We start from the raw sequence: 19348 nt of genomic DNA, 5'->3' as shown, positions 1-19348 counted from the left end.
AAAACCCAAAAATTCCAAAGGGTTTCATGGTGCAATTGATGTAGTTGCCGGGATGCTTCAGTGCCCGTTCCAAGCGGCCATATCTAGGGGGGTTGCCGTGCCTGGTCGCTAATTGTGGGGTCAGGACCGCAGTCGGTCTACCAGTTCCGGCAGTTCGCCAAGATCCTTGACGACATGGAAGCGGGACTGGTCCGTCGGTGCGGCAGCAGCCTCGAAGGCCCATTCCAAATCCTGCGGCACATGGACACCCCAAGACCCGGCTTGCAGGGCCGGTATGACATCTGATTTCAACGAGTTGCCCACCATCATCGCCTGGTCGGCCCCGGTGCCGTGCCGGGCAAAGGCGGCACGGTAAGTCGTCTCGGTCTTGTCCGAGACGATTTCAACACCGTGGAACAGGTCGCCCAGTCCGGACTGCGCCAGCTTGCGTTCCTGATGCAAGAGGTCGCCCTTGGTGATCAGGACGAGCCGGAACTCGGCCGACAGGGCCGTCACCGTCGCACGGGCATGCGGCAAAAGCTCCATCGGGTGTTCCAGCAGCTGGCGGCCCATGGCGATCAGGTCGGCGATCACCGTGGACGGGACCCGGCCCTCGGTCACTTCCACTGCGGTCTCGATCATCGACAGGGTAAAGCCGTTCACGCCAAAGCCGTAGTAGGCCAGGTTCCGCCGCTCGGCCGCCTCCAGCCGTTCGCGGAGATGAACCGGGTCGGCATGGTCGACCAGCACCTGCAGGAATCGCTCCTGCGTCAGGCGAAAGTAGCTTTCGTTCTGCCAAAGCGTATCATCTGCGTCGAAGCCTATCGTGGTCAGCATGGCCGCCCCTTTTCCCTGCGGCAAAAGAGGCTATATTTCGCAGGTCAGTTGCAACCCCGAATCCCGTAACCGGAGCCCGCATCCCGTGCCATTCCGCCCTGTGACCATGTCGGACAAGACGGATGGCCCGGGGAATGACACCTCGATCCTGACGAAGCCGAAGTCCAAGACGCAGCGTCCGCCGATGTACAAGGTGATGCTGTTGAACGACGACTACACGCCGATGGAATTCGTGGTGCATGTGCTGGAGCGTTTCTTCGGTCTCAACCATGCCCAGGCGTTCGAGATCATGCTGACGGTCCACAAGAAAGGTCTGGCCGTGGTCGGCGTCTTCAGCTTCGAGGTGGCCGAGACAAAGGTGGCGCAGGTGATGGATTTCGCGCGCCGGCACCAGCATCCTTTGCAATGCACGATGGAAAAGGAATGATCGTGCGTTCTGGCGATAGGGACCTTGGGGCCTGAGGCCCCGCCCATGCGATCCGCTCGATTGTCCCTGGCGCTGGAAAGTGGCGCGCTGACCCTTCCTTCTGCCGGGCAGATAGCTGTCTACGGCCCCCGGGCGGACGACGATCTGTCCATGCTGCCGCGCGACCGGGTGGTGGCGCTGACCGGGTTCAAACCGGATCACGATCACTTCGCGGCCAGCGTCTCTGTCGTCCCGGCGGCGCCCTATGCGGCGGCAATCGTCTGCCTGCCTCGCTCGCGCGAGGCGGCGCGGGCGCTGATTGCGCGGGCGGCGGCCGAGGTGCAGCCCGGCGGCTGGATCGCGGTGGATGGCCAGAAGACCGACGGGATCGACACGGCGCTGAAGGACTTGCGCAGCCGCGTCGACCTGTCCGAAAGCCTATCGAAGGCGCATGGCAAGCTGGCCTCGTTTCTTGCCGGACCGGACCTGACAGACTGGTCGGCGCGGCCCAGCGTTGTGGACGGGTTCCAGACCCTGCCGGGGATATTTTCGGCCGATGGGCCGGACCCGGGGTCGGTGATGCTGGCGGCGAACCTGCCCGCAAAGCTTGGCGGCAAAATCGCCGATCTTGGGGCGGGCTGGGGTTTCCTTGCGGCGGAGATTCTGAAACGCCCGGGCGTCAAGCGGCTGGATCTGGTCGAGGCCGAAGCCGATGCCTTGGCCTGTGCGAAGGTGAATGTTCCCGACCCCCGGGCACGGTTTCACTGGGCCGACGCGACCGGTTGGCGGCCCGAGACGCTGCTGGATGCCGTGGTGATGAACCCGCCCTTCCACACCGGGCGGACGGCGGACCCCGCGCTGGGGGCGGCCTTCATCCGGGCGGCCCGGCGGATGCTTGCCCCCGATGGCAGCCTCTGTTTGGTCGCGAACCGCCACTTGCCCTATGATCCGGTGCTGGCCGAGTGCTTCCTAGAGGTCCGGGATGTCGCAGGCGACAGCCGTTTTCGCGTGATCCAAGCCATCAAGCCCAGACGGGCCAAACCCTGATGCGAGGCTAGCCATGTCCTTTTCCGTCTCCGGCAAGACCGCCATCGTCACCGGCTCGGCCTCGGGCATCGGGCTCGCCATCGCGCGGCACCTAGTGGACAAGGGCGCGAACGTGATGTTCGCCGATGTGGACGAGGCAAAGCTTGAGGCCGAGGTCGGCGAAGAGGCGCGCGCCGAGGGGCCGATCCGGATGTTCTCGGGCGACCTGACGGAAAAACTGACCATTGCGAACCTCTTGTCTGCCACGGTCGATGCCTTTGACCGCGTCGACATTCTGGTGAACGCCAATCGCCGCACCTTTGTCTCGGACATTCTTTCCCCCGAAGCTGACGGGGTCGAGGAGTTGTGGCGGCACAACGTCCTGTCTGCGCTGCGGATTTCGCAGATGACGGCCAAGCGGATGATCCAGCATGCCCAGCGGGCCGAGGTCGAGCCGGGCACCATGCTGGGGTCGATCATCAACCTGTCCTCGATTGCCGCCCAGGCGACCCGGCCCGAGCTTCTTGCCTATTCGATGGCTGCTGCGGCGATGGACCAGATGACGCGCTCTCTGGCGGTGGCGCTGGCGCCGAAGGGCATCCGAGTCAACGCCGTGGCCTTCGGCTCGGTGATGAGCGCAAGCCTGCAGTCGGCGCTGAAAGAGAACCCCGGGTTCCGGGACGAGATCACCGAGGCGACGCCGCTGGGCCGGATCGCCGCCCCGATCGAGCTTGCAGAAGCGGTCCAGTTCCTGGCCTCGGACGCATCCGGCTTTGTCACCGGGCAGGTCCTGACCGTGGATGGTGGCCGTGGGCTTCTGGACGTGGTCAGCGCCCCGGCGCACTGACCGGACGGCCCGATCCTATTCCGGGTACTGGGCCTTGCACTGGGCGATCACCGCTTCAGCCTGCCGGGCAAGCTCGCGCCGCTTGGCTTTCAGGCTGTCCAGCTTCCGGGCCTCTTCGTTCAGGTCGATCGCCCTTGCGCGCTGCTTTGTCACCGGGCGTTCATCCAGACACAGCCGCGGCGGGGGCAGAGGCTCGCCCTCGGCGACCGGGGGTACGGGACATGACGTCCAGTAATCCTCGTAGACGGTGATCGTCTCGTAGGCATAGCCCCGGTCCAGATTGCCTTGCGTCTCGGTGATCAGACGGTCGACCGTCCGCAGATCGCGGGTGCTGCGATTGATACACTGTTCCTGTGGGGTGCCACAAGCCGCCAGCAGGACAAGAGGAAGGAAAATCATACGGTTCATCGGGCCACCTTCAAACAGTGGAAAGCGGTGCGTCGCGGTGCTAGGCATGGCTGGAACGCATCCGGAGACTTGACCATGACTGATCCTTTCGAACGCCGCAAGGCAGAGGCCGCCAACTGGTTCCGCAGCTTGCGCGACCAGATCGTGGCGGCTTTCGAAGGGCTGGAGGACAAGTTCGCCAAGGACCGGCCTGGTCGGTTCGAGGTCACACCCACAACCCGCTCGGACGGGGGTGGTGGCATCATGAGCGTGATGCGCGGCGGCGGCGTGTTCGAGAAGGTGGGCGTGAACTGGTCCGAAGTGCACGGTGTTCTGGGCGAGCGCGCGCAGAAGGCGATGGCCGCGCGGGGTGTGCCGGGGATGGCGGAAGACCCACGGTTCTGGGCCAGCGGGATCAGTCTTGTCGCGCATATGCAGAACCCGCACGCCCCGGCGGTCCACATGAACACGCGGATGTTCTGGACCCCTGGCGCCTGGTGGTTCGGGGGCGGGTCGGACCTGAACCCCTGCATCGAATATGACGAGGACACCGCGCATTTCCACGCCGAGATGCAAAAGGCCTGCGACGCGCACAACCCTGATTACTATGGGAAATTCAAGGCCTGGGCGGATGAGTACTTCTTCGTCCCCCATCGCGGCCGGGCGCGGGGTGTGGGGGGGATCTTCTACGACGACCTGAACACGGGCGACTGGCATCGCGACTTTGCCTTCACCCGCTCGGTGGGCGAGGCCTTTCTGCCGGCCTTTCTTCCGGTCACCGAGCGGCGGGTTGAGACGCCCTGGAGCGAGGCGGACCGGGAGGTGCAGGTGGTCCACCGGGGGCTCTATGCCGAATACAACCTGGTCTATGACCGGGGGACCAAGTTCGGGCTGGAGACGGGTCACGACGCCAACGCGGTGCTGATGAGCCTGCCGCCGGTGGCGAAATGGCCGTAAGCGGCGTTCGGTGAGTTAACCCGCTGGGCGGCAAGGATTTTTCCGGTCTGCCTTGCGTCTGCTTTCTGTCTGGCATGTGTATGGCACCTGTCGGGCCGTCCATGCCATTAACCAGAGCGGACGAATCGGGAGGCCGACATGGCGGACATAACGGTGAAGGCGGCCTACGGCTCTGTGGTCGAGGACGAGGGGAACCTCTTCGTCGGCTTTGCCGAAGGTGAGGACGAGGCCGATGGCTACGTTCTGTTCCGGCAGGCCGTGGGCGGCGGTCCGGTCTGGTTCGAGGCCAGTGACGAGAGCTTCGGGGCCGAGGATGCCATCGAAAGCGTCGTCGCCGGGGCGAAGGGGTTCGAGGTGACGATCCGTCCGGACAAGCGCGCGGCGTTCGGGTTTGCGGCGACGGTGGCGGTGCGGGTCGGGCCGGGGTGTGAGGACGGACCAGAAGCCGTGGTGGCGTTGAAGGGTATGCTGGGAGCGGTTTGGCGCGAGTAGCCAAGAGTCTTCGAAGACTTTTGCAAATTCCTTCGAAGGAATTTGGTCTCTACGACTTCGGTTGCGCGTGGCTCCACACCGCGTGTCGGATGCGGGCGGTCTTGTAGGCGTCGAGGATGGCCATCGCCCAGACGAAGAGCCCCCCGGCCATCTTTCCGACGAAGGAGACTTCGGGCGCGGCGGTCTTCAGCGTGAAGGCCCCCAAGAGGATCGCGAAGCAGACGAAGATCAGGCCCCGCACCGGCTGGCGGTTCAGCACCTGGCCGACGCCCGGCAGGAGGATCGCGACGGCCAGGACAAGGTAGGGGTTCAGGGGCTTCTTCATGCGGGGTCCTTCAAGGCCAGCACATCCTTGCGGATCGTGGCCAGCGAGTCGAGCAGGGGTTCCAGCCGGGAAGGGGGCAGGGGGGTGCCGCCCATCTCGGCCTCGCGGAAGATGAGGTAGCGGCCGCGGTCGGCTTCCTCGGCCAGAATGACGATGCGGAGGCCTTTTGGGGAGAGGACCAGTTCCTTGACTCGCGGATCCTGGAACAGCTCGGCATGGGCCGCGATCAAGTCCGGCGGGGGGATGCGCGTTGCGTCTTCGGTGCGGATGGCGATCTCTTTCGGCAGGTTTGCAGGTGTCGGCAGCGACTGGGGCAGGGTGGCGAACTTGGTGAAGGGTTCGTTGCCAGAGGGGCGGGCCAGGAGGTCGAGGGTGGCCTCCAACGGTAGAGGTTCAGGGAGGGTGACCAGGACCCAGAGCGCGGGGAGCTTGCGGAAGGTCAGCGTGTCGGGGATGGCCTGAAGGTCGAAGGCGAGGCCACCGCGGCGGCCGGTCATGCGGGGGAAGCCGGTGGGCTGGACGCGGGTTTCGCCGCCCTCGAAGAGCAGTTTCACCGCGTCGAAATAGCTGGCGCGGGACTGCGCGCGGGTGCGGCTTTCGCGGATCAGGCGGAGGGCGAGCCAGAGGCCGAGGGCGGCGAGGGCGAGGCCGAGGGGAATGAGAGGGGACATGGGAAAAGGCCCGCCCTTTCGGGGCGGGCCATGTGCCTTAGTAGCCCCGGGGTTTCGGCCAGGGCATGGTGAACTGCGCCCCCCGGTTCACGAAGCGATAGCGCCAGAAGTGGAACCAGAGCGACACGACGATGTAGAAGCCGATCATCGCGACAAGCTGGGTCCCGTAGCCGAGGAACACCGCGAAGAAGGTCACGGCGCAGAGGGTCAGCAGCGTGATCGCGGGGATCGGGTGGAACGGGTGTTCATAGCCGCGCTTGATCGTCTCCAACGGCCACTTGCGCCGGAAGAGGATGATGTTGAGCGGCATGAAGGTATAGCCCAGGAGACCCGAGAGGATCGAGAAGGTGATCACCTGGTCCAGGGGCGCACCGAGGGCGAAGATCAGCGCGATGGGAACCAGGAACACGATGGCCCGGTAGGGCGTGCGGTACTTCGGATGGACCGCGCCGAACCAGCCGGGAAGGTATTTGTCGCGGCCCATGGCGAACCAGGCGCGGGACGCGTCGTTGATGCAGCCGTTGGCCGAGGCGAGCGTGGCGAAGAGGGTGCCGAAGCCCAGGAGCCAGACGAGTGCCGTGGAGCCGGAGAGCCGTGCGGTGTCGAAGAGCGGTGCCACGGAGCCGTTGACGCCGTCGCCCAGGAACTCCCACGGCAGGACGCCCGAGCAGACGTACCAGGTGAGGGTCGCAGCGATGAGGAGGGTCATGATCCCGGCCAGCGTGCCGAAGGGCAGCGCGCGGGCGGGGGAGCGGACTTCCTCGGCCGCTTGGGTCGTGCCTTCGATCCCCAGGTAGTACCAGAGGCCGAAGTGCATGGCGGCGAGGACGCCGATCCAGCCGTAGGGCAGTTCATGGCCCTCGAACAGCGCCGCGTGTTCCATGATGCCGCCGCCGAGGATGCCGGAGGTGGAGAGGAACAGGACGATGATGGCGATGAAGGCGATGGCGGTGATGACCAGGTTGAAGGTCAGCGTCGCAAGGACTCCGCGATAATTCAGCCAGGCCAGGAACATGATCACGAGGATGATGAAGGGCCGCTGGTCGAGGTCGCCGGCATGGCCGGTCATCTGCGCCACGACGTAGAAGAGGTAGCCCGCGGTGATCGCGTTGGCGGCCTCAAGCATGGTGTAGGCGAAGACGAGGTAGAGGCCGACGTTGAAGGCCATCAGCGGGCCGATGATGTGCTTGGCCTGGGTGTACTGCCCGCCCGCCGAGGCGACGGTCGAGGTGACCTCCGAGTCGATCATGGCGACGCAGGAATAGAGGATGCCCGCAAACCAGCAGGCGATCAGGGCGGCGTAGGCTCCGCCCTTCCCGACGGCGAAGTTCCAGCCCATGTATTCGCCGACCAGAACGATGCCGACGCCCAGGGCCCAGACGTGGGCGGGACCAAGGACCCGGAGGAGGCCGACCTTGGTGCCGTGCGGCCCCATGCCGTCCATGGTCTGAGAGGTGATGTCCACGTCAGCCATGTCAGTGCCCCTTCCGCTCTTCGGCCATCGCCTCAAGCTCGCCTTCGCGGGATGAGGTGAGGACGTCTTCCGAATAGGTCGAGTCGGTCTTCAGCCAGTCGATAGCCATGTGCAGCCCGAACAGGGCGGAAAGCCCCCAGGCGCCGTATTCAAGCCAGTTCCACAGGTCCATGGCGGCTCACTCCCCGAATTTTTCTGAGATGACCTCGCGGTATTCCACTTCGGAAAACCGCAGGATCAGGAAGTAGTACAGCAGGATGACCGCGATCATCGTCAGCAGCGCGGTGACCGAGAAGCTGTAGTCGAACCGCGCCAAGATCAGGTCGTGCGCGCTTTCGGGCGTGTAACCGAGCGCCTCGTACTTGGCCGCCTGTGCCGCGTTCTGGCCCAATGCCTCCCAGGTCGCTTCGGTGACGGGGGCGGCGACGGTCTTGGCCGCACCCGCCATGCCCAGCCACAACGGCACGAACAGCGCGCCGACGGTCAGGATGACCAGCACGACCACGTCGATCAGTTGGCTGGCCTTGCCCTGTTTCGGGGGTTGGTAATGTGCCATCACCGTCTCCCCTTCGCTTCGTCGAGGAACTTGATGTCGAGACCGTACATGAAGTCGCGGTCCTCGCGGTAATGCCGCAGCATGGCCAGGATGGCGGCGGTGTTGAAGATCAGGACGATGGCGCCGCCGATCAGAAGCAGGGTCCGCGCGCCGCCAGAAGGCGCAAGGTCCCAGGTTGCGAGCGCGACGAAGATCACGGCAAACCAGAGGCCGATCACGAACGCCCATGCCACCAGCACGTCGCGTTTGTGCATCGCCTCAATCCGCTGATTAAGGTCTCCCACATTTCCCTCCCTTGGGCTGTTTGTTCTGCCGCGCCCGACGCAGCCCGGACGTCGTTTCCCTATGCGGCAAAAATGTTTTCCAAAGGGAAAGCTACCTGCGACATTCTGTCAAGAAAAACCGCACATGCCTGATCCTTGGGCAGTGATTTTCCCGACAGGTGAAATTTGTTTCTTACCAGTTGATAGGGTCGGAAAGCGGTGCTAGCGTCGTGGGAACCACTTGAAGGAGACGAATCCATGTGTGGCATCGTTGGACTTTTCCTGAAGGACCCGAAGCTGGAACCGCAGCTCGGCGCCATGCTGACGGACATGCTCATCACCATGACCGACCGCGGCCCCGACAGCGCCGGCATCGCGATCTATGGCGGGGCGAAGGACGGGTTGGGTAAGCTGACGATCCAGTCGGCGAACCCGACGAAGGATTTCAAGGACCTGGACGGCGATCTGCATGACGCCATCGGCCAGCCGGTGACGATGCTGGTCAAGTCGACCCACGCCGTGCTGGAGGTTCCGCTGGCCCAGATGGAGGCGGCCCGGTCGGCCTTGTCCCACCTGCGCCCGGGGGTGAAGGTGATGAGCGCGGGCGACAGCATCGAGATCTTCAAGGAGGTTGGCCTGCCGAAGGACGTGGCCGCCCGCTTCGAGGTGTCGAAGATGAAGGGCACCCACGGCATCGGCCACACCCGGATGGCGACCGAATCCGCCGTGACGACGATGGGCGCGCACCCGTTCTCGACCGGCACGGACCAGTGCCTTGTGCATAACGGCAGCCTGTCGAACCACAACGGCGTGCGGCGGGAACTGAAGCGCCTTGGCATGACCTTCGAGACCGAGAACGACACCGAGGTGGGCGCGGCCTTCATCAGCCACAAGCTGCAGACGGGCGAGACGCTGGGCAACGCGCTGGAAGCGACGCTGACCGACCTCGACGGGTTCTTCACCTTTGTCGTCGGCACCAAGAACGGCTTTGGCGTCGTCCGTGACCCCATCGCCTGCAAGCCCGCCGTCATGGCCGAGACCGACCAGTATGTCGCCTTCGGGTCGGAATACCGGGCGCTGGTGAACCTGCCGGGGATCGAGGACGCCCGCGTCTGGGAACCCGAACCCGCCACTGTCTACTTCTGGGAGCGTTGAGAGAATGCAGACCTTCGACCTGGGGAAGGAGGGCCTGCGGGCACTGAACTCCTCGCTTCACGCCCTGAAGGGCCAGACCAACATGACGGCCTGGGAAGTCATCAACCCCAAGGGCGCGCATGCGATTGCCGCCGGGGTGGACGCGCCGGTGGACATCACGGTGCGGGGCTCGACCGGCTATTACTGCGCAGGGATGAACAAGCAGGCGACGATCCGGATCAAGGGGTCGGCCGGGCCTGGCGTGGCCGAAAACATGATGTCGGGGACCGTCATCATCGACGGCAACGCCAGCCAGTATGCCGGGGCCACGGGCCGTGGCGGGCTTCTGGTCATCAAGGGCAATGCCTCCAGCCGCTGCGGCGTGTCGATGAAGGGGATCGACATCGTCGTCCACGGATCGATCGGCCACATGTCGGCCTTCATGGCGCAGTCTGGCAACCTGGTGGTGCTGGGTGATGCGGGCGACGCGCTGGGCGACTCGCTGTATGAGGCGCGGCTGTTCGTGCGGGGCACAGTGAAATCGCTGGGGGCGGACTGCATCGAGAAAGAGATGCGGGACGAACACTACGCGATCCTGGAGGAGCTGCTGCGGAAGGGCGAGGCCGACCACAAGGCCAAACCCGAGGAATTCCGCCGCTATGGTTCGGCCCGGAAGCTGTACAATTTCAACATCGACAATGCGTCGTCGTACTGAGGCAGTCTGAATGAGCGACTTTCCCCGCACCCCGCCGCGCTATTCGGCCACCTTCACCCCTGCCGTGAACGCCGAGATCCGCCGTGCCGCTGCGACCGGCATCTACGATATCCGCGGCGGCGGCACGAAGCGGCACCTGCCGCACTTCGATGACCTTCTGTTCCTTGGCGCTTCGATCAGCCGCTACCCCTTGGAAGGCTACCGCGAGAAATGCGCGACGGATGTTTGGCTGGGCACCCGGCACGCGAAGAAGCCGATCCATCTTGATATCCCGGTGACGATTGCTGGCATGTCGTTTGGTGCGCTCTCCGGTCCCGCGAAAGAGGCGCTGGGCCGTGGCGCGACCGCTGCCGGGACGTCCACGACGACGGGCGATGGCGGGATGACCGAGGAAGAACGCGGCCATTCCAAGACGCTGGTCTACCAGTATCTCCCCAGCCGCTATGGCATGAACCCCGACGACCTCCGCCGCGCCGATGCGATTGAAATCGTGGTCGGTCAGGGCGCAAAGCCGGGCGGCGGCGGGATGTTGCTGGGGCAAAAGATTTCCGACCGCGTGGCGAACATGCGGAACCTGCCGAAGGGGATCGACCAGCGCTCGGCCTGCCGGCATCCGGACTGGACGGGGCCGGATGACCTTGAAATCAAGATCATGGAGCTGCGCGAGATCACTGATTGGGAGAAGCCGATCTATGTGAAGGTCGGCGGCGCGCGGCCCTATTATGACACGGCGCTGGCCGTGAAGGCGGGCGCGGATGTCGTGGTGCTGGACGGCATGCAGGGCGGCACGGCGGCGACGCAGGATGTGTTCATCGAACATGTGGGCATGCCGATCCTCGCCTGCATCCCGCAAGCCGTGAAGGCGCTGCAGGATCTGGGCATGCATCGCAAGGTGCAGCTGATCGTCTCGGGCGGTATTCGCAGCGGTGCGGACGTGGCGAAGGCGATGGCCTTGGGCGCGGATGCGGTGGCCATCGGCACTGCAGCGCTGATCGCCTTGGGCGACAATGACCCGCGCTGGGAAGAGGAATACCAGAAGCTCGGCACCACGGCGGATGCCTATGACGACTGGCACGAAGGCCGCGACCCGGCCGGGATCACCACGCAGGACCCGGAACTGTTCAAGCGCTTCGACCCGGTGCTGGGCGGTCGTCGCCTGAAGAACTACCTCAAGGTGATGACGCTGGAGGCGCAGACCATCGCGCGGGCCTGCGGCAAGAACCACCTGCACAACCTGGAGCCGGAGGACCTCTGCTCGCTGACCATCGAGGCGGCGGCGATGGCGGGGGTTCCGCTGGCGGGCACCAACTGGATACCGGGACGGAACGGCGGCTGGTAAGGCCGCCGTTTCCTCATCAACGATACAAAAGACTTAGGGAGCTACAGTAATGGCGAAGGACCTTGCCAAGTGGGCGAAGGATAAGGGCGTCAAGTATTTCATGATCTCCTACACCGACCTGTTCGGTGGGCAGCGCGCGAAACTGGTGCCGACGCAGGCGATCAACGACATGGCGGTGGACGGAGCGGGCTTTGCAGGCTTTGCGACCTGGCTGGACCTGACGCCCGCGCACCCCGACCTGATGGCGGTGCCTGACCCTGACAGCGTGATCCAGCTGCCCTGGAAGAAGGAAGTCGCCTGGGTCGCGGCCCGCGCGACGATGGAAGAAAAGCTTGTCGATCAGGCCCCGCGCAACGTGCTGGAGAAGTTGATCGGCGAGGCCGCAAAGGAAGGCCTGCGGGTCAAGACCGGGGTCGAGCCCGAGTTCTTCATCCTGAACGCCGATGGCTCTGGCCCTTCGGATGTCTACGACACCGCCGAGAAGCCCTGCTACGACCAGCAGGCGGTGATGCGGCGCTATGACGTCATCAGTGAAATCTGCGACTACATGCTGGAGCTGGGCTGGGAGGCCTACCAGAACGACCACGAGGACGCGATTGGCCAGTTCGAGATGAACTGGAAATACGACGACGTCCTGCAGACCGCCGACAAGCACAGCTTCTTCAAGTTCATGGTCAAGTCGATTGCCGAAAAGCACGGCTTCCGCGCGACCTTCATGCCGAAGCCATTCAAGGGGCTGACGGGGTCGGGCTGCCATGCCCATATCTCGGTCTGGACGCTGGACGGGAAGAAGAACGCCTTTGCCGACCCGAAGAAAGAGCTGGGTCTGTCCGATCAGGGACGGCATTTCCTGGGCGGGATCATGAAGCACGCCTCGGCCTTGGCGGCGATCTGCAACCCGACGGTGAACAGCTACAAGCGGATCAATGCGCCCCGCACGTCTTCGGGGGCCACCTGGGCGCCGAATACGGTGACCTGGACCGGCAACAACCGGACCCACATGGTCCGTGTGCCGGGGCCCGGGCGGTTCGAGCTGCGGCTGCCCGACGGCGCGGCGAACCCCTATCTGATGCAGGCGGTCATCCTGGCGGCAGGCATCGACGGGGTGCGGACGAAGGCGGACCCGGGACGGCGCTATGATATCGACATGTATCAGGACGGGCACAAGGTGAAGGGGGCGCCGAAGCTGCCGTTGAACCTTTTGGATGCGCTGCGGGAGTATGACCGCGACAAGACCCTGAAGTCGATGATGGGGGACGAGTTCTCGTCCGCCTACCTCAAGCTGAAACACAAGGAATGGAACGACTACTGTTCGCATTTCTCGGCCTGGGAGACCCAGACGACGCTGGACATCTGAGATGTGTCCACGGTGGACAAACGCGGCTATGCCAGCAGTATCAATGGCTTGGTCGCGGACGTACACCAAATCTTAACACCTTGCAGCGGGTGGATTTCCCGCCGCAAGGCCCGCCTTGCCTGACCTGAACCCCCGACTGGCCCCGGAGCAATCCGGGGCTTTTGTTCACTCTACCGGCGTCTCGGGCGCGGCGATGTGGACCGCCAGCAGGCAGCCGTTCGGCGTGTAGGAATTGTGCTCGGTCCCGTCGCGGTAGAAGACCATGTCCCCGGTGCGCAGGATGGTGCCGTCGCTTTCGTGCAACTCGCCTTCCAGGATCAGGAACTGCTCGTCCCCGTTGTGGCGATGCCCGCGCGTCGTCATGCCGGGGGGCATTCGGTAGACATGGAAGCCCGTGCCAAGTTCGCGGTTGTCGTCAAGTTGCAGGACCGCATCCCCCAGGGCAACACCGTCGGGGTAGACGAAAGGCTTGAAAGAGGCCGTATGGATATTGGCGATCCGGCGGTCTTGCGGGGCAATGGGTTTCATGGCGGGCTCCGGGATTTTACCTGCAGGTAAACTTTCTTGACGCAGGTCAAGGCAAAGGGCGGTGTTTCATGGTTGGTGGTGTCCAGAAATTGTGAAGGGATCGGACATCATGACAAGCAAGATACTTTGCCCCACCGATGGAAGCGACCACGGAACTGTAGGGGTCATCCTTGCGGCCGAGGTCTCGAAGGCGACGGGGGGCCATCTGACCATCTGCGCCGTGAACATCGCCCATGGCGGGGTGCGGGGGCCGACGATCAGCCACTGGCAGCCCGATCAGGTGCAGAAGCTGCTGGCCGATGCCGAGGCGCTGGCCCGCAAGGAGGGTGCCGCAGATGTCGGCACCATCGAGGTCGTGGCCCGCGAGGCGGCGCCGGCAATCATCGCCTATGCCGAGCAGAACGGATACACACATATCGTCATGGGCACGGGCGACAAGCGGGGGCTGCAGCGGCTTGTGCTGGGCTCGGTCGCCAGCGAAGTGGCAACGCGGGCGCATTGCACGGTGACCATTGCCCGTTGACCGCGCTTGCGCCTAGAATTCAAGCAACGGTTGTGAATCGGCCCCGGCGGCCAGTGCCGCTGCGGGCCGAATTTGTTTCACAGCAGGAAGAAGATTTGACACAGGCGCAACTCTGCCCCTAGGCTGGCGGAAAAAGATAGCGCCTTGGGCGTAACGAAAAGCCAACATCCGGAGGAAGACATGAAGAAACGAGTCGCGGTCATCGGGGCGGGCCCGTCGGGGCTTGCGCAACTGCGCGCGTTCCAGTCGGCAAAGGCCAAGGGCGAGGACATTCCCGAAGTGGTCTGCTTTGAAAAGCAGTCGAACTGGGGCGGGTTGTGGAACTATACCTGGCGCACGGGCCTTGATGAACACGGCGAGCCGGTCCATTGCAGCATGTACCGCTATCTGTGGTCGAACGGCCCGAAGGAGGGGTTGGAATTCGCCGACTATTCCTTCGAGGAGCATTTCGGCAAGCAGATCGCCAGCTATCCGCCGCGGGCCGTGCTGTTCGACTATATCGAGGGCCGGGTGAAGAAGGCCGGCGTCCGCGACTGGATCCGTTTCTCGACCACGGTCCGCATGGTCAATTACAACGCGGACACGGGCAACTTCACCGTCACGGTGCATGATCTGAAGAACGACCGGATGTATTCCGAGGAGTTCGACAATGTCGTGGTGGCCTCTGGCCACTTCAGCGTGCCGAACGTGCCGGAATACCCGGGTTTCGACAAGTTCAACGGCCGCGTGTTGCACGCCCATGACTTCCGCGACGCGCGCGAGTTTGCGGGCAAGGACCTGCTCCTCCTGGGGTCGTCCTATTCGGCTGAGGATATCGGGTCGCAGTGCTGGAAGTACGGCGCGAAGTCGATCACGGTGGCCTATCGCAATGCGCCGATGGGCTTTGACTGGCCGTCGAACTGGAAAGAAGTGCCGAAGCTGGAGCGGGTGGACGAAAACACCGCCTATTTCGCGGACGGCACGTCGAAGAAGGTGGACGCGATCATCCTGTGCACCGGCTACAAGCACCATTTCCCGTTCCTGCCCGACGATCTGCGGCTGAAGACGGCGAACCGGCTGGCGACGGCGGATCTGTATAAGGGCGTTGCCTGGGTCCACAATCCGAAGCTGTTCTACATCGGGATGCAGGACCAGTGGTTCACCTTCAACATGTTCGACGCGCAGGCCTGGTGGGTGCGCGATGCGATCATGGGCAAGATCAAGATCCCGACCGACAAGGCGGTGCTTCTGAAGGACGTCGAGGACCGGGTGGCGCATGAGGATGCGGGCAAGGATGCCCACGATGCGATCCACTATCAGGGCGACTATGTGAAGGAACTGATCGCCGAGACGGACTATCCGTCCTTCGACGTGGACGGCGCCTGCGAGGCCTTCTTCGAGTGGAAAGAGCACAAGAAGCAGGACATCATGGCCTTCCGCAACAACGCCTACAAGTCGGTGATTACCGGCACGATGGCCCCGATCCACCACACGCCTTGGAAGGACGCGCTGGAGGATTCGATGGAGAGCTATCTGAAGAACTGAGAGCTCTTGCAGGTTTCAAAAGCCCCGGATTATTCCGGGGCCTTTTTCTTTCCGGACTCGAGAGTGCTGAATCTTCGGGCAGGTGTATTCGATTGTGACGAAACTTTGGTCACAATATGTCGAAAGATCGACTCGCCACGAAACAAAGTTGCTTCCCTTCCCTGTATGCAGGCCCGCACCCGCCTAAGCTTTCCATCAGCCCCGGGATGAAACGGGGGCGTACCAGCTGGGGAGTGTTTGCATGGAAGAACAGATTGCCGCCCTCACGGCGGAGCTTGCCAGCATGAAGGAGGGCATGGCCGGGCTGAACCGGACCACGGCCGAGACCTTCTACTGGCTGACCATCCCGCTGATGGTCCTGATCCACGCGGGGTTCCTGTCCTACGAGATGGGAGCCTCGCGCGCGAAGAACGCACTGGCCTCGGGGATCAAGAACATCCTCGCCTTCGCCTTCATCATCCCGACTTTCTACTATGCCGGATGGTTCATCTACTGGGCCTTCCCGACCGGATTCAGCATGGCACCGGGCCCGCTGGGGACTTCGGGACTTGAGTATGCGATTGGCGCGGCGAACCCCGCGGGGTCCGTGATGGGCCCGAACGTGGCCGACAGCGCGACGGGGGTGTTCTTCGGTGCCTTTGCGATGTTTGCGGCGACGACGGCCAGCATCATGTCCGGCAGCCTGATCGAGCGCATCCAGATCGTGGGCTTCACCATCCTGGCCATCGTGCTGGGCAGCTTTGTCTGGATCCTGGGCGCGGCCTGGGGCTGGCATGCGGATGGCTGGCTGGTGACTGCGCTCGGCTATCACGACTTCGGCGCCTCGGGTGTCGTGCACGCCATCGCGGGATTCTTTACGCTGGGGGTCCTCATCAACCTTGGCGCGCGGATCGGCAAGTTCAATGCGGACGGGTCAGCCAACGCGATCGCGGGCCATTCGATGCCGGCGGCGCTGGTCGGGCTGATGCTGATCATCGCGGGCTTCTGGGGGTTCCTGATGGGCTGCGTGATCTTCCCGGGTGAGCCGTGGAGCTGGGGACAAGGCATCTTCCACACGATCTACGGCACGCCCGTGACCCTGTCGGCGATGACCTTCAACATCCTGATGGGTTTTGCCGGGGGCGCGATTGCGGCCTGGGTGATGACGCATGACCCGTTCTGGATGATGTCCGGCGCGCTGGGTGGCATCATCTCGGTCGCCGGTGGGCTGGACCTGTACTGGCCGCCGATGGCCTTCGTCATCGCGATGATTGGCGGGGTCATCATGCCGCTGGTCGCCGGATATGTCGAAAAACTGCGGATCGACGACGCGGTGGGCGCGGTGGCGCTGCATGGCGTGGTGGGGCTGTGGGGTGTGATCGCCGTTGGCATCTTCGCCAGTGGCTATCCGTCGCTGACCGCCGAAGGCGCGCCGACCATCACGCTGTATGGTCAGGTCGTGGGCGCGCTGGTGATGGCGGCCTTGGGCTTCATCCCGGGCTACCTGGTATCGCTGGCGCTGAAGAAGCTGGGGATGCTGCGCGTGCCGAACTCGGCTGAAATCCTGGGCCTGGACAAGGTCAAGGTCCCGGTCGAGGCCTACCCCGAGTTCCTGGGCGCAAGACCCGCGCCTGCAACCCCTGCCGAGTGAAAGGAGACCTGCAATGCTGATCGGAACGACAATCACCGACTGGGCCGCTGTCGAGGGCGCCTATTACGCCGGACAGGGGACCGAAGGCATCTGGCTGGGCCTGTCGATGCTTCTGTGCATCGTCGCGCTTGTGGCGGGCGCCCGGCATGAAAAGGCGGCCTACCGCAAGGCGGGGTAATCTGGGGCCGACAGCGCGGGCCGACTTGACCGAGCGGCCCGCATCGGGTGAACTGCGGACCCGGAGGGAAGCCCCCTCCGGGTCCGCGCAGTTTTTGGGCATGGTGCGCTTTGCGCGCCTGCGCCTTGTTTCGCCGGGAAACAAATATTCGCCTAGATAAAATTTTTCTCGCCTTGTGCGAGAGTCCGTGCTTTCTTCGCGACATCGGGTTGCAGGAAAGGCTGGCCTGACACGATTCTGCGCCGGATGGCGAAGGCTGAGGAGCGGACGAGAGCTCACGACGATCTGGCGCAAAACACCCAACAGGGCATCCGGCAAGACGGGCAACGATAAGCCCAAGGTCGGTCTGCCCGTCCAACAGGAGAGAGGGAATGACGACTGAAACTGGATCGGGCCAGATGGTCCGGGCGCTGACGTGGAAAGGCGCCTTCTGGGTTGCGGCAGGTGTGCCGCCGCTGGTGCTGTTCTCGATCGGCGGTATTGCCGGAACGACTGGAAAGCTTGCCTTCCTGGTCTGGATGATCTCGATGGTGATGGGGTTCCTGCAAAGCTTCACCTATGCCGAAATGGCGGGGATGTTCGGCAACAAGTCGGGCGGAACCTCGGTCTATGGCGCGACGGCCTGGCTGCGCTATGGCAAGCTGATCGCGCCCCTGTCGGTCTGGTGCAACTGGTTCGCCTGGTCTCCCGTTCTGTCGCTCGGCTGCGCGATTGCGGCGGGATATATCCTGAACGCCCTGTTCCCGATCCCCTTGGCCGACAGCCAGCCGGTGCTGGACTGGGTCACGGCAAACATCGCCAGCTACACGGCCGAGACGCAAAGTGTCATCGACTACATGGCCGCGAATGCCGGAACCGCGGTGCAGGACGCGATCAATGCGGTTGCGGCGGCTGACGGCGTTGCGGCGCTGACGCCCGCGTTCCGGGGCTGGGAAGCCTTCGCCATTACCATTCCGGGCCTTGGCACGCTGCACTTCAACTCGACCTTCGTGATCGGCGTGATCCTGATGCTGATCATCCTGATGATCCAGGAACGGGGCATCGCCTCGACCGCCAGCGCGCAGAAATGGCTGGCGATCATCGTGCTGGTGCCCCTGCTGCTGGTCGGTCTGGTGCCGATCCTGACCGGGGCGATCAACTGGATGAACGTCACCAATCTGGTGCCGCCGACCGCTGCCTATTCGGGTGTGGACGGTGAATGGAACATCGGCGGCTGGACGTTGTTCCTGGGCGGTCTTTATATCGCGGCCTGGTCGACCTACGGCTTTGAAACCGCGGTCTGCTATACCCGGGAACTGAAGGACCCCAAGACCGACACGTTCCGGGCGATCTTCTATTCGGGCCTTCTGTGCGTCGTGTTCTTCTTCCTGATCCCGTTCTCGTTCCAGGGGGTTCTGGGGCAAGAGGGGATGCTGGCTGCTGGCATCGTCGACGGCACCGGCATCGGCGAGGCGCTGGGCAACATGATCAGCGACAACCCGCTGGTGACCCATGTCTTCGTCATCCTGATGATCATGGCGCTGTTCCTGTCGATCATGACCGCGATGGCCGGGTCGTCGCGGACGCTGTATCAGGGCAGCCGCGATGGTTGGCTGCCGAAGTACCTGGGCGAGGTCAACAGCCACGGCGCACCGCGCAATGCGATGTGGACGGACTTTGCCTTCAACGTGATCCTCTTGGCGCTGGCCTCGGACGTCGGTGGCTATTTCTATGTGCTTGCGATCTCGAACGTCGGTTACATCCTGTTCAACTTCCTGAACCTTAATGCCGGCTGGATCCACCGCATCGACAGCGCCCACATGGAGCGTCCGTGGAAGGCGCCGACCTGGCTGATCGGGGTGAACACGCTGTTGGCCTTCGTCAACGCCCTGTTCCTGGGCGCTGGTGCCAAGGTCTGGGGCTATGAGAACGCGCTGTGGTCGGGGCTGATCTTCGCGGCCTTCATCTTCCCGGTGTTCTGGTATCGCCATTACATCGTGGATGGCGGCAAGTTCCCGAAAGAGGCCTACGAAGACATGGGCCTGGCCTATGGCGAAATGGGTGAGAAGAAGGCGGGCTTCCTGCCCTACCTTGCCCTGATCCTTGGCGCGTGCGTGGTGCTTTGGTCGAACTGGTTCTTCGTCCTGCCGGGCTGATGCCTGATTGACCGACTGGAAAAGGCCGTCCTTCGGGGCGGCCTTTTCTTTGGGCGAATGTTTTC

At 63.7% G+C, this 19348-nt stretch carries 23 protein-coding genes; 14 read left to right on the top strand and 9 right to left on the bottom strand.

All coding sequences use genetic code 11. From position 1 onward, the window contains the following. Window positions 1-120: 120 nt before the first annotated feature. Window positions 121-816: an HAD family hydrolase gene (locus tag E8M84_RS13095; protein ID WP_137111612.1), complete on the bottom strand. Its 696-nt coding sequence runs from the start codon at window positions 814-816 to the stop codon at window positions 121-123. 106 nt (window positions 817-922) lie between these two features. On the opposite strand from E8M84_RS13095, the gene clpS reads away from it, so the two are divergent. The 3 genes from clpS to E8M84_RS13080 are packed head-to-tail and all read left to right on the top strand — an operon-like array spanning window position 923 to window position 3095. Continuing rightward, window positions 923-1243, top strand: coding sequence for an ATP-dependent Clp protease adapter ClpS (clpS, locus tag E8M84_RS13090; RefSeq protein ID WP_170971949.1), 321 nt, complete (start codon window positions 923-925; stop codon window positions 1241-1243). Between the two features lie 45 nt (window positions 1244-1288). Next, entirely contained in the window at window positions 1289-2269 is a 981-nt protein-coding gene (locus E8M84_RS13085) for a class I SAM-dependent methyltransferase (RefSeq protein WP_137111610.1), read from the top strand. A 13-nt stretch (window positions 2270-2282) separates the two neighbouring features. Beyond that, on the top strand, window positions 2283-3095 hold the full coding sequence (locus tag E8M84_RS13080) for an SDR family NAD(P)-dependent oxidoreductase (protein WP_137111609.1): 813 nt from the start codon (window positions 2283-2285) through the stop codon (window positions 3093-3095). 15 nt (window positions 3096-3110) lie between these two features. On the opposite strand, the gene E8M84_RS13075 is transcribed toward E8M84_RS13080, so the two are convergent. Next, a complete protein-coding gene (locus E8M84_RS13075) occupies window positions 3111-3503 on the bottom strand; it encodes a hypothetical protein (RefSeq protein WP_137111608.1) in 393 nt (130 codons plus the stop codon). A gap of 75 nt (window positions 3504-3578) precedes the next feature. Between E8M84_RS13075 and hemF the strand changes: the two genes are divergently transcribed. Both hemF and E8M84_RS13065 read left to right on the top strand, forming a co-directional pair. Continuing rightward, a complete protein-coding gene (gene hemF, locus E8M84_RS13070; RefSeq protein WP_137111607.1) occupies window positions 3579-4439 on the top strand; it encodes an oxygen-dependent coproporphyrinogen oxidase in 861 nt (286 codons plus the stop codon). Window positions 4440-4577: 138 nt separating this feature from the next. After that, window positions 4578-4931 carry a hypothetical protein gene (locus E8M84_RS13065; RefSeq protein ID WP_137111606.1) on the top strand — a complete coding sequence of 118 codons (354 nt, stop codon included), beginning with the start codon at window positions 4578-4580 and terminating at the stop codon, window positions 4929-4931. A 49-nt stretch (window positions 4932-4980) separates the two neighbouring features. Here E8M84_RS13065 and E8M84_RS13060 read toward each other — a convergent pair whose 3' ends face one another. From E8M84_RS13060 to E8M84_RS13040, 6 genes are read right to left on the bottom strand one after another with little or no spacing between them, the layout of a single operon-like run. After that, window positions 4981-5256, bottom strand: a complete 276-nt coding sequence (locus E8M84_RS13060) for a hypothetical protein (RefSeq protein ID WP_137111605.1) — start codon at window positions 5254-5256, stop codon at window positions 4981-4983. Continuing rightward, window positions 5253-5927: a hypothetical protein gene (locus E8M84_RS13055; protein WP_137111604.1), complete on the bottom strand. Its 675-nt coding sequence runs from the start codon at window positions 5925-5927 to the stop codon at window positions 5253-5255. The genes E8M84_RS13060 and E8M84_RS13055 overlap by 4 nt, the downstream gene beginning before the upstream one ends. Window positions 5928-5964: 37 nt before the next feature. Then, complete coding sequence (locus E8M84_RS13050; protein WP_240790375.1) at window positions 5965-7401, bottom strand: APC family permease; 1437 nt, start codon at window positions 7399-7401, stop codon at window positions 5965-5967. A gap of 1 nt (window position 7402) precedes the next feature. Beyond that, complete coding sequence (locus E8M84_RS21470) at window positions 7403-7573, bottom strand: hypothetical protein (RefSeq protein WP_170971928.1); 171 nt, start codon at window positions 7571-7573, stop codon at window positions 7403-7405. A 6-nt stretch (window positions 7574-7579) separates the two neighbouring features. Further along, window positions 7580-7957 carry a hypothetical protein gene (locus E8M84_RS13045; protein ID WP_137111603.1) on the bottom strand — a complete coding sequence of 126 codons (378 nt, stop codon included), beginning with the start codon at window positions 7955-7957 and terminating at the stop codon, window positions 7580-7582. After that, window positions 7957-8211: a hypothetical protein gene (locus E8M84_RS13040; protein ID WP_137111860.1), complete on the bottom strand. Its 255-nt coding sequence runs from the start codon at window positions 8209-8211 to the stop codon at window positions 7957-7959. Before E8M84_RS13040 ends, E8M84_RS13045 begins: the two co-directional genes overlap by 1 nt. 267 nt (window positions 8212-8478) lie before the next feature. On the opposite strand from E8M84_RS13040, the gene E8M84_RS13035 reads away from it, so the two are divergent. Genes E8M84_RS13035 through glnT form a run of 4 tightly spaced genes read left to right on the top strand, consistent with a single transcriptional unit; the run spans window position 8479 to window position 12765 of the window. Further along, window positions 8479-9375: a glutamine amidotransferase family protein gene (locus E8M84_RS13035; RefSeq protein WP_137111602.1), complete on the top strand. Its 897-nt coding sequence runs from the start codon at window positions 8479-8481 to the stop codon at window positions 9373-9375. A gap of 4 nt (window positions 9376-9379) precedes the next feature. After that, window positions 9380-10069, top strand: a complete 690-nt coding sequence (locus tag E8M84_RS13030) for a GXGXG domain-containing protein (protein WP_137111601.1) — start codon at window positions 9380-9382, stop codon at window positions 10067-10069. A 10-nt stretch (window positions 10070-10079) separates the two neighbouring features. Then, the gene (locus tag E8M84_RS13025) at window positions 10080-11408 is read left to right on the top strand and encodes an FMN-binding glutamate synthase family protein (RefSeq protein ID WP_137111600.1); all 1329 of its coding nucleotides are present in this window, start codon (window positions 10080-10082) and stop codon (window positions 11406-11408) included. Window positions 11409-11457: 49 nt separating this feature from the next. Then, window positions 11458-12765: a type III glutamate--ammonia ligase gene (glnT, locus tag E8M84_RS13020; protein ID WP_137111599.1), complete on the top strand. Its 1308-nt coding sequence runs from the start codon at window positions 11458-11460 to the stop codon at window positions 12763-12765. Between the two features lie 165 nt (window positions 12766-12930). Here glnT and E8M84_RS13015 read toward each other — a convergent pair whose 3' ends face one another. Further along, complete coding sequence (locus E8M84_RS13015) at window positions 12931-13293, bottom strand: cupin domain-containing protein (protein ID WP_137111598.1); 363 nt, start codon at window positions 13291-13293, stop codon at window positions 12931-12933. Window positions 13294-13402: 109 nt separating this feature from the next. On the opposite strand from E8M84_RS13015, the gene E8M84_RS13010 reads away from it, so the two are divergent. The 5 genes from E8M84_RS13010 (at window position 13403) to E8M84_RS12995 (ending at window position 19283) form a co-directional block, all read left to right on the top strand. Further along, window positions 13403-13816, top strand: a complete 414-nt coding sequence (locus E8M84_RS13010; protein WP_137111597.1) for a universal stress protein — start codon at window positions 13403-13405, stop codon at window positions 13814-13816. Between the two features lie 180 nt (window positions 13817-13996). Beyond that, complete coding sequence (locus tag E8M84_RS13005) at window positions 13997-15340, top strand: NAD(P)-binding domain-containing protein (RefSeq protein WP_137111596.1); 1344 nt, start codon at window positions 13997-13999, stop codon at window positions 15338-15340. A 241-nt stretch (window positions 15341-15581) separates the two neighbouring features. Then, window positions 15582-16970: an ammonium transporter gene (locus tag E8M84_RS13000; protein ID WP_137111595.1), complete on the top strand. Its 1389-nt coding sequence runs from the start codon at window positions 15582-15584 to the stop codon at window positions 16968-16970. 13 nt (window positions 16971-16983) lie between these two features. Then, on the top strand, window positions 16984-17148 hold the full coding sequence (locus tag E8M84_RS21465) for a hypothetical protein (protein WP_170971927.1): 165 nt from the start codon (window positions 16984-16986) through the stop codon (window positions 17146-17148). A gap of 371 nt (window positions 17149-17519) precedes the next feature. Next, the gene (locus E8M84_RS12995) at window positions 17520-19283 is read left to right on the top strand and encodes an APC family permease (protein WP_137111594.1); all 1764 of its coding nucleotides are present in this window, start codon (window positions 17520-17522) and stop codon (window positions 19281-19283) included. Window positions 19284-19348: the final 65 nt, after the last annotated feature.

Origin of the sequence: Rhodobacter sp. SY28-1, assembly GCF_005222785.1 — a bacterium.
Taxonomy (GTDB): domain Bacteria; phylum Pseudomonadota; class Alphaproteobacteria; order Rhodobacterales; family Rhodobacteraceae; genus Tabrizicola.
Note: the sequence above shows the minus strand (reverse complement) of the source record. Positions and strands in the feature narration are given on the sequence as shown.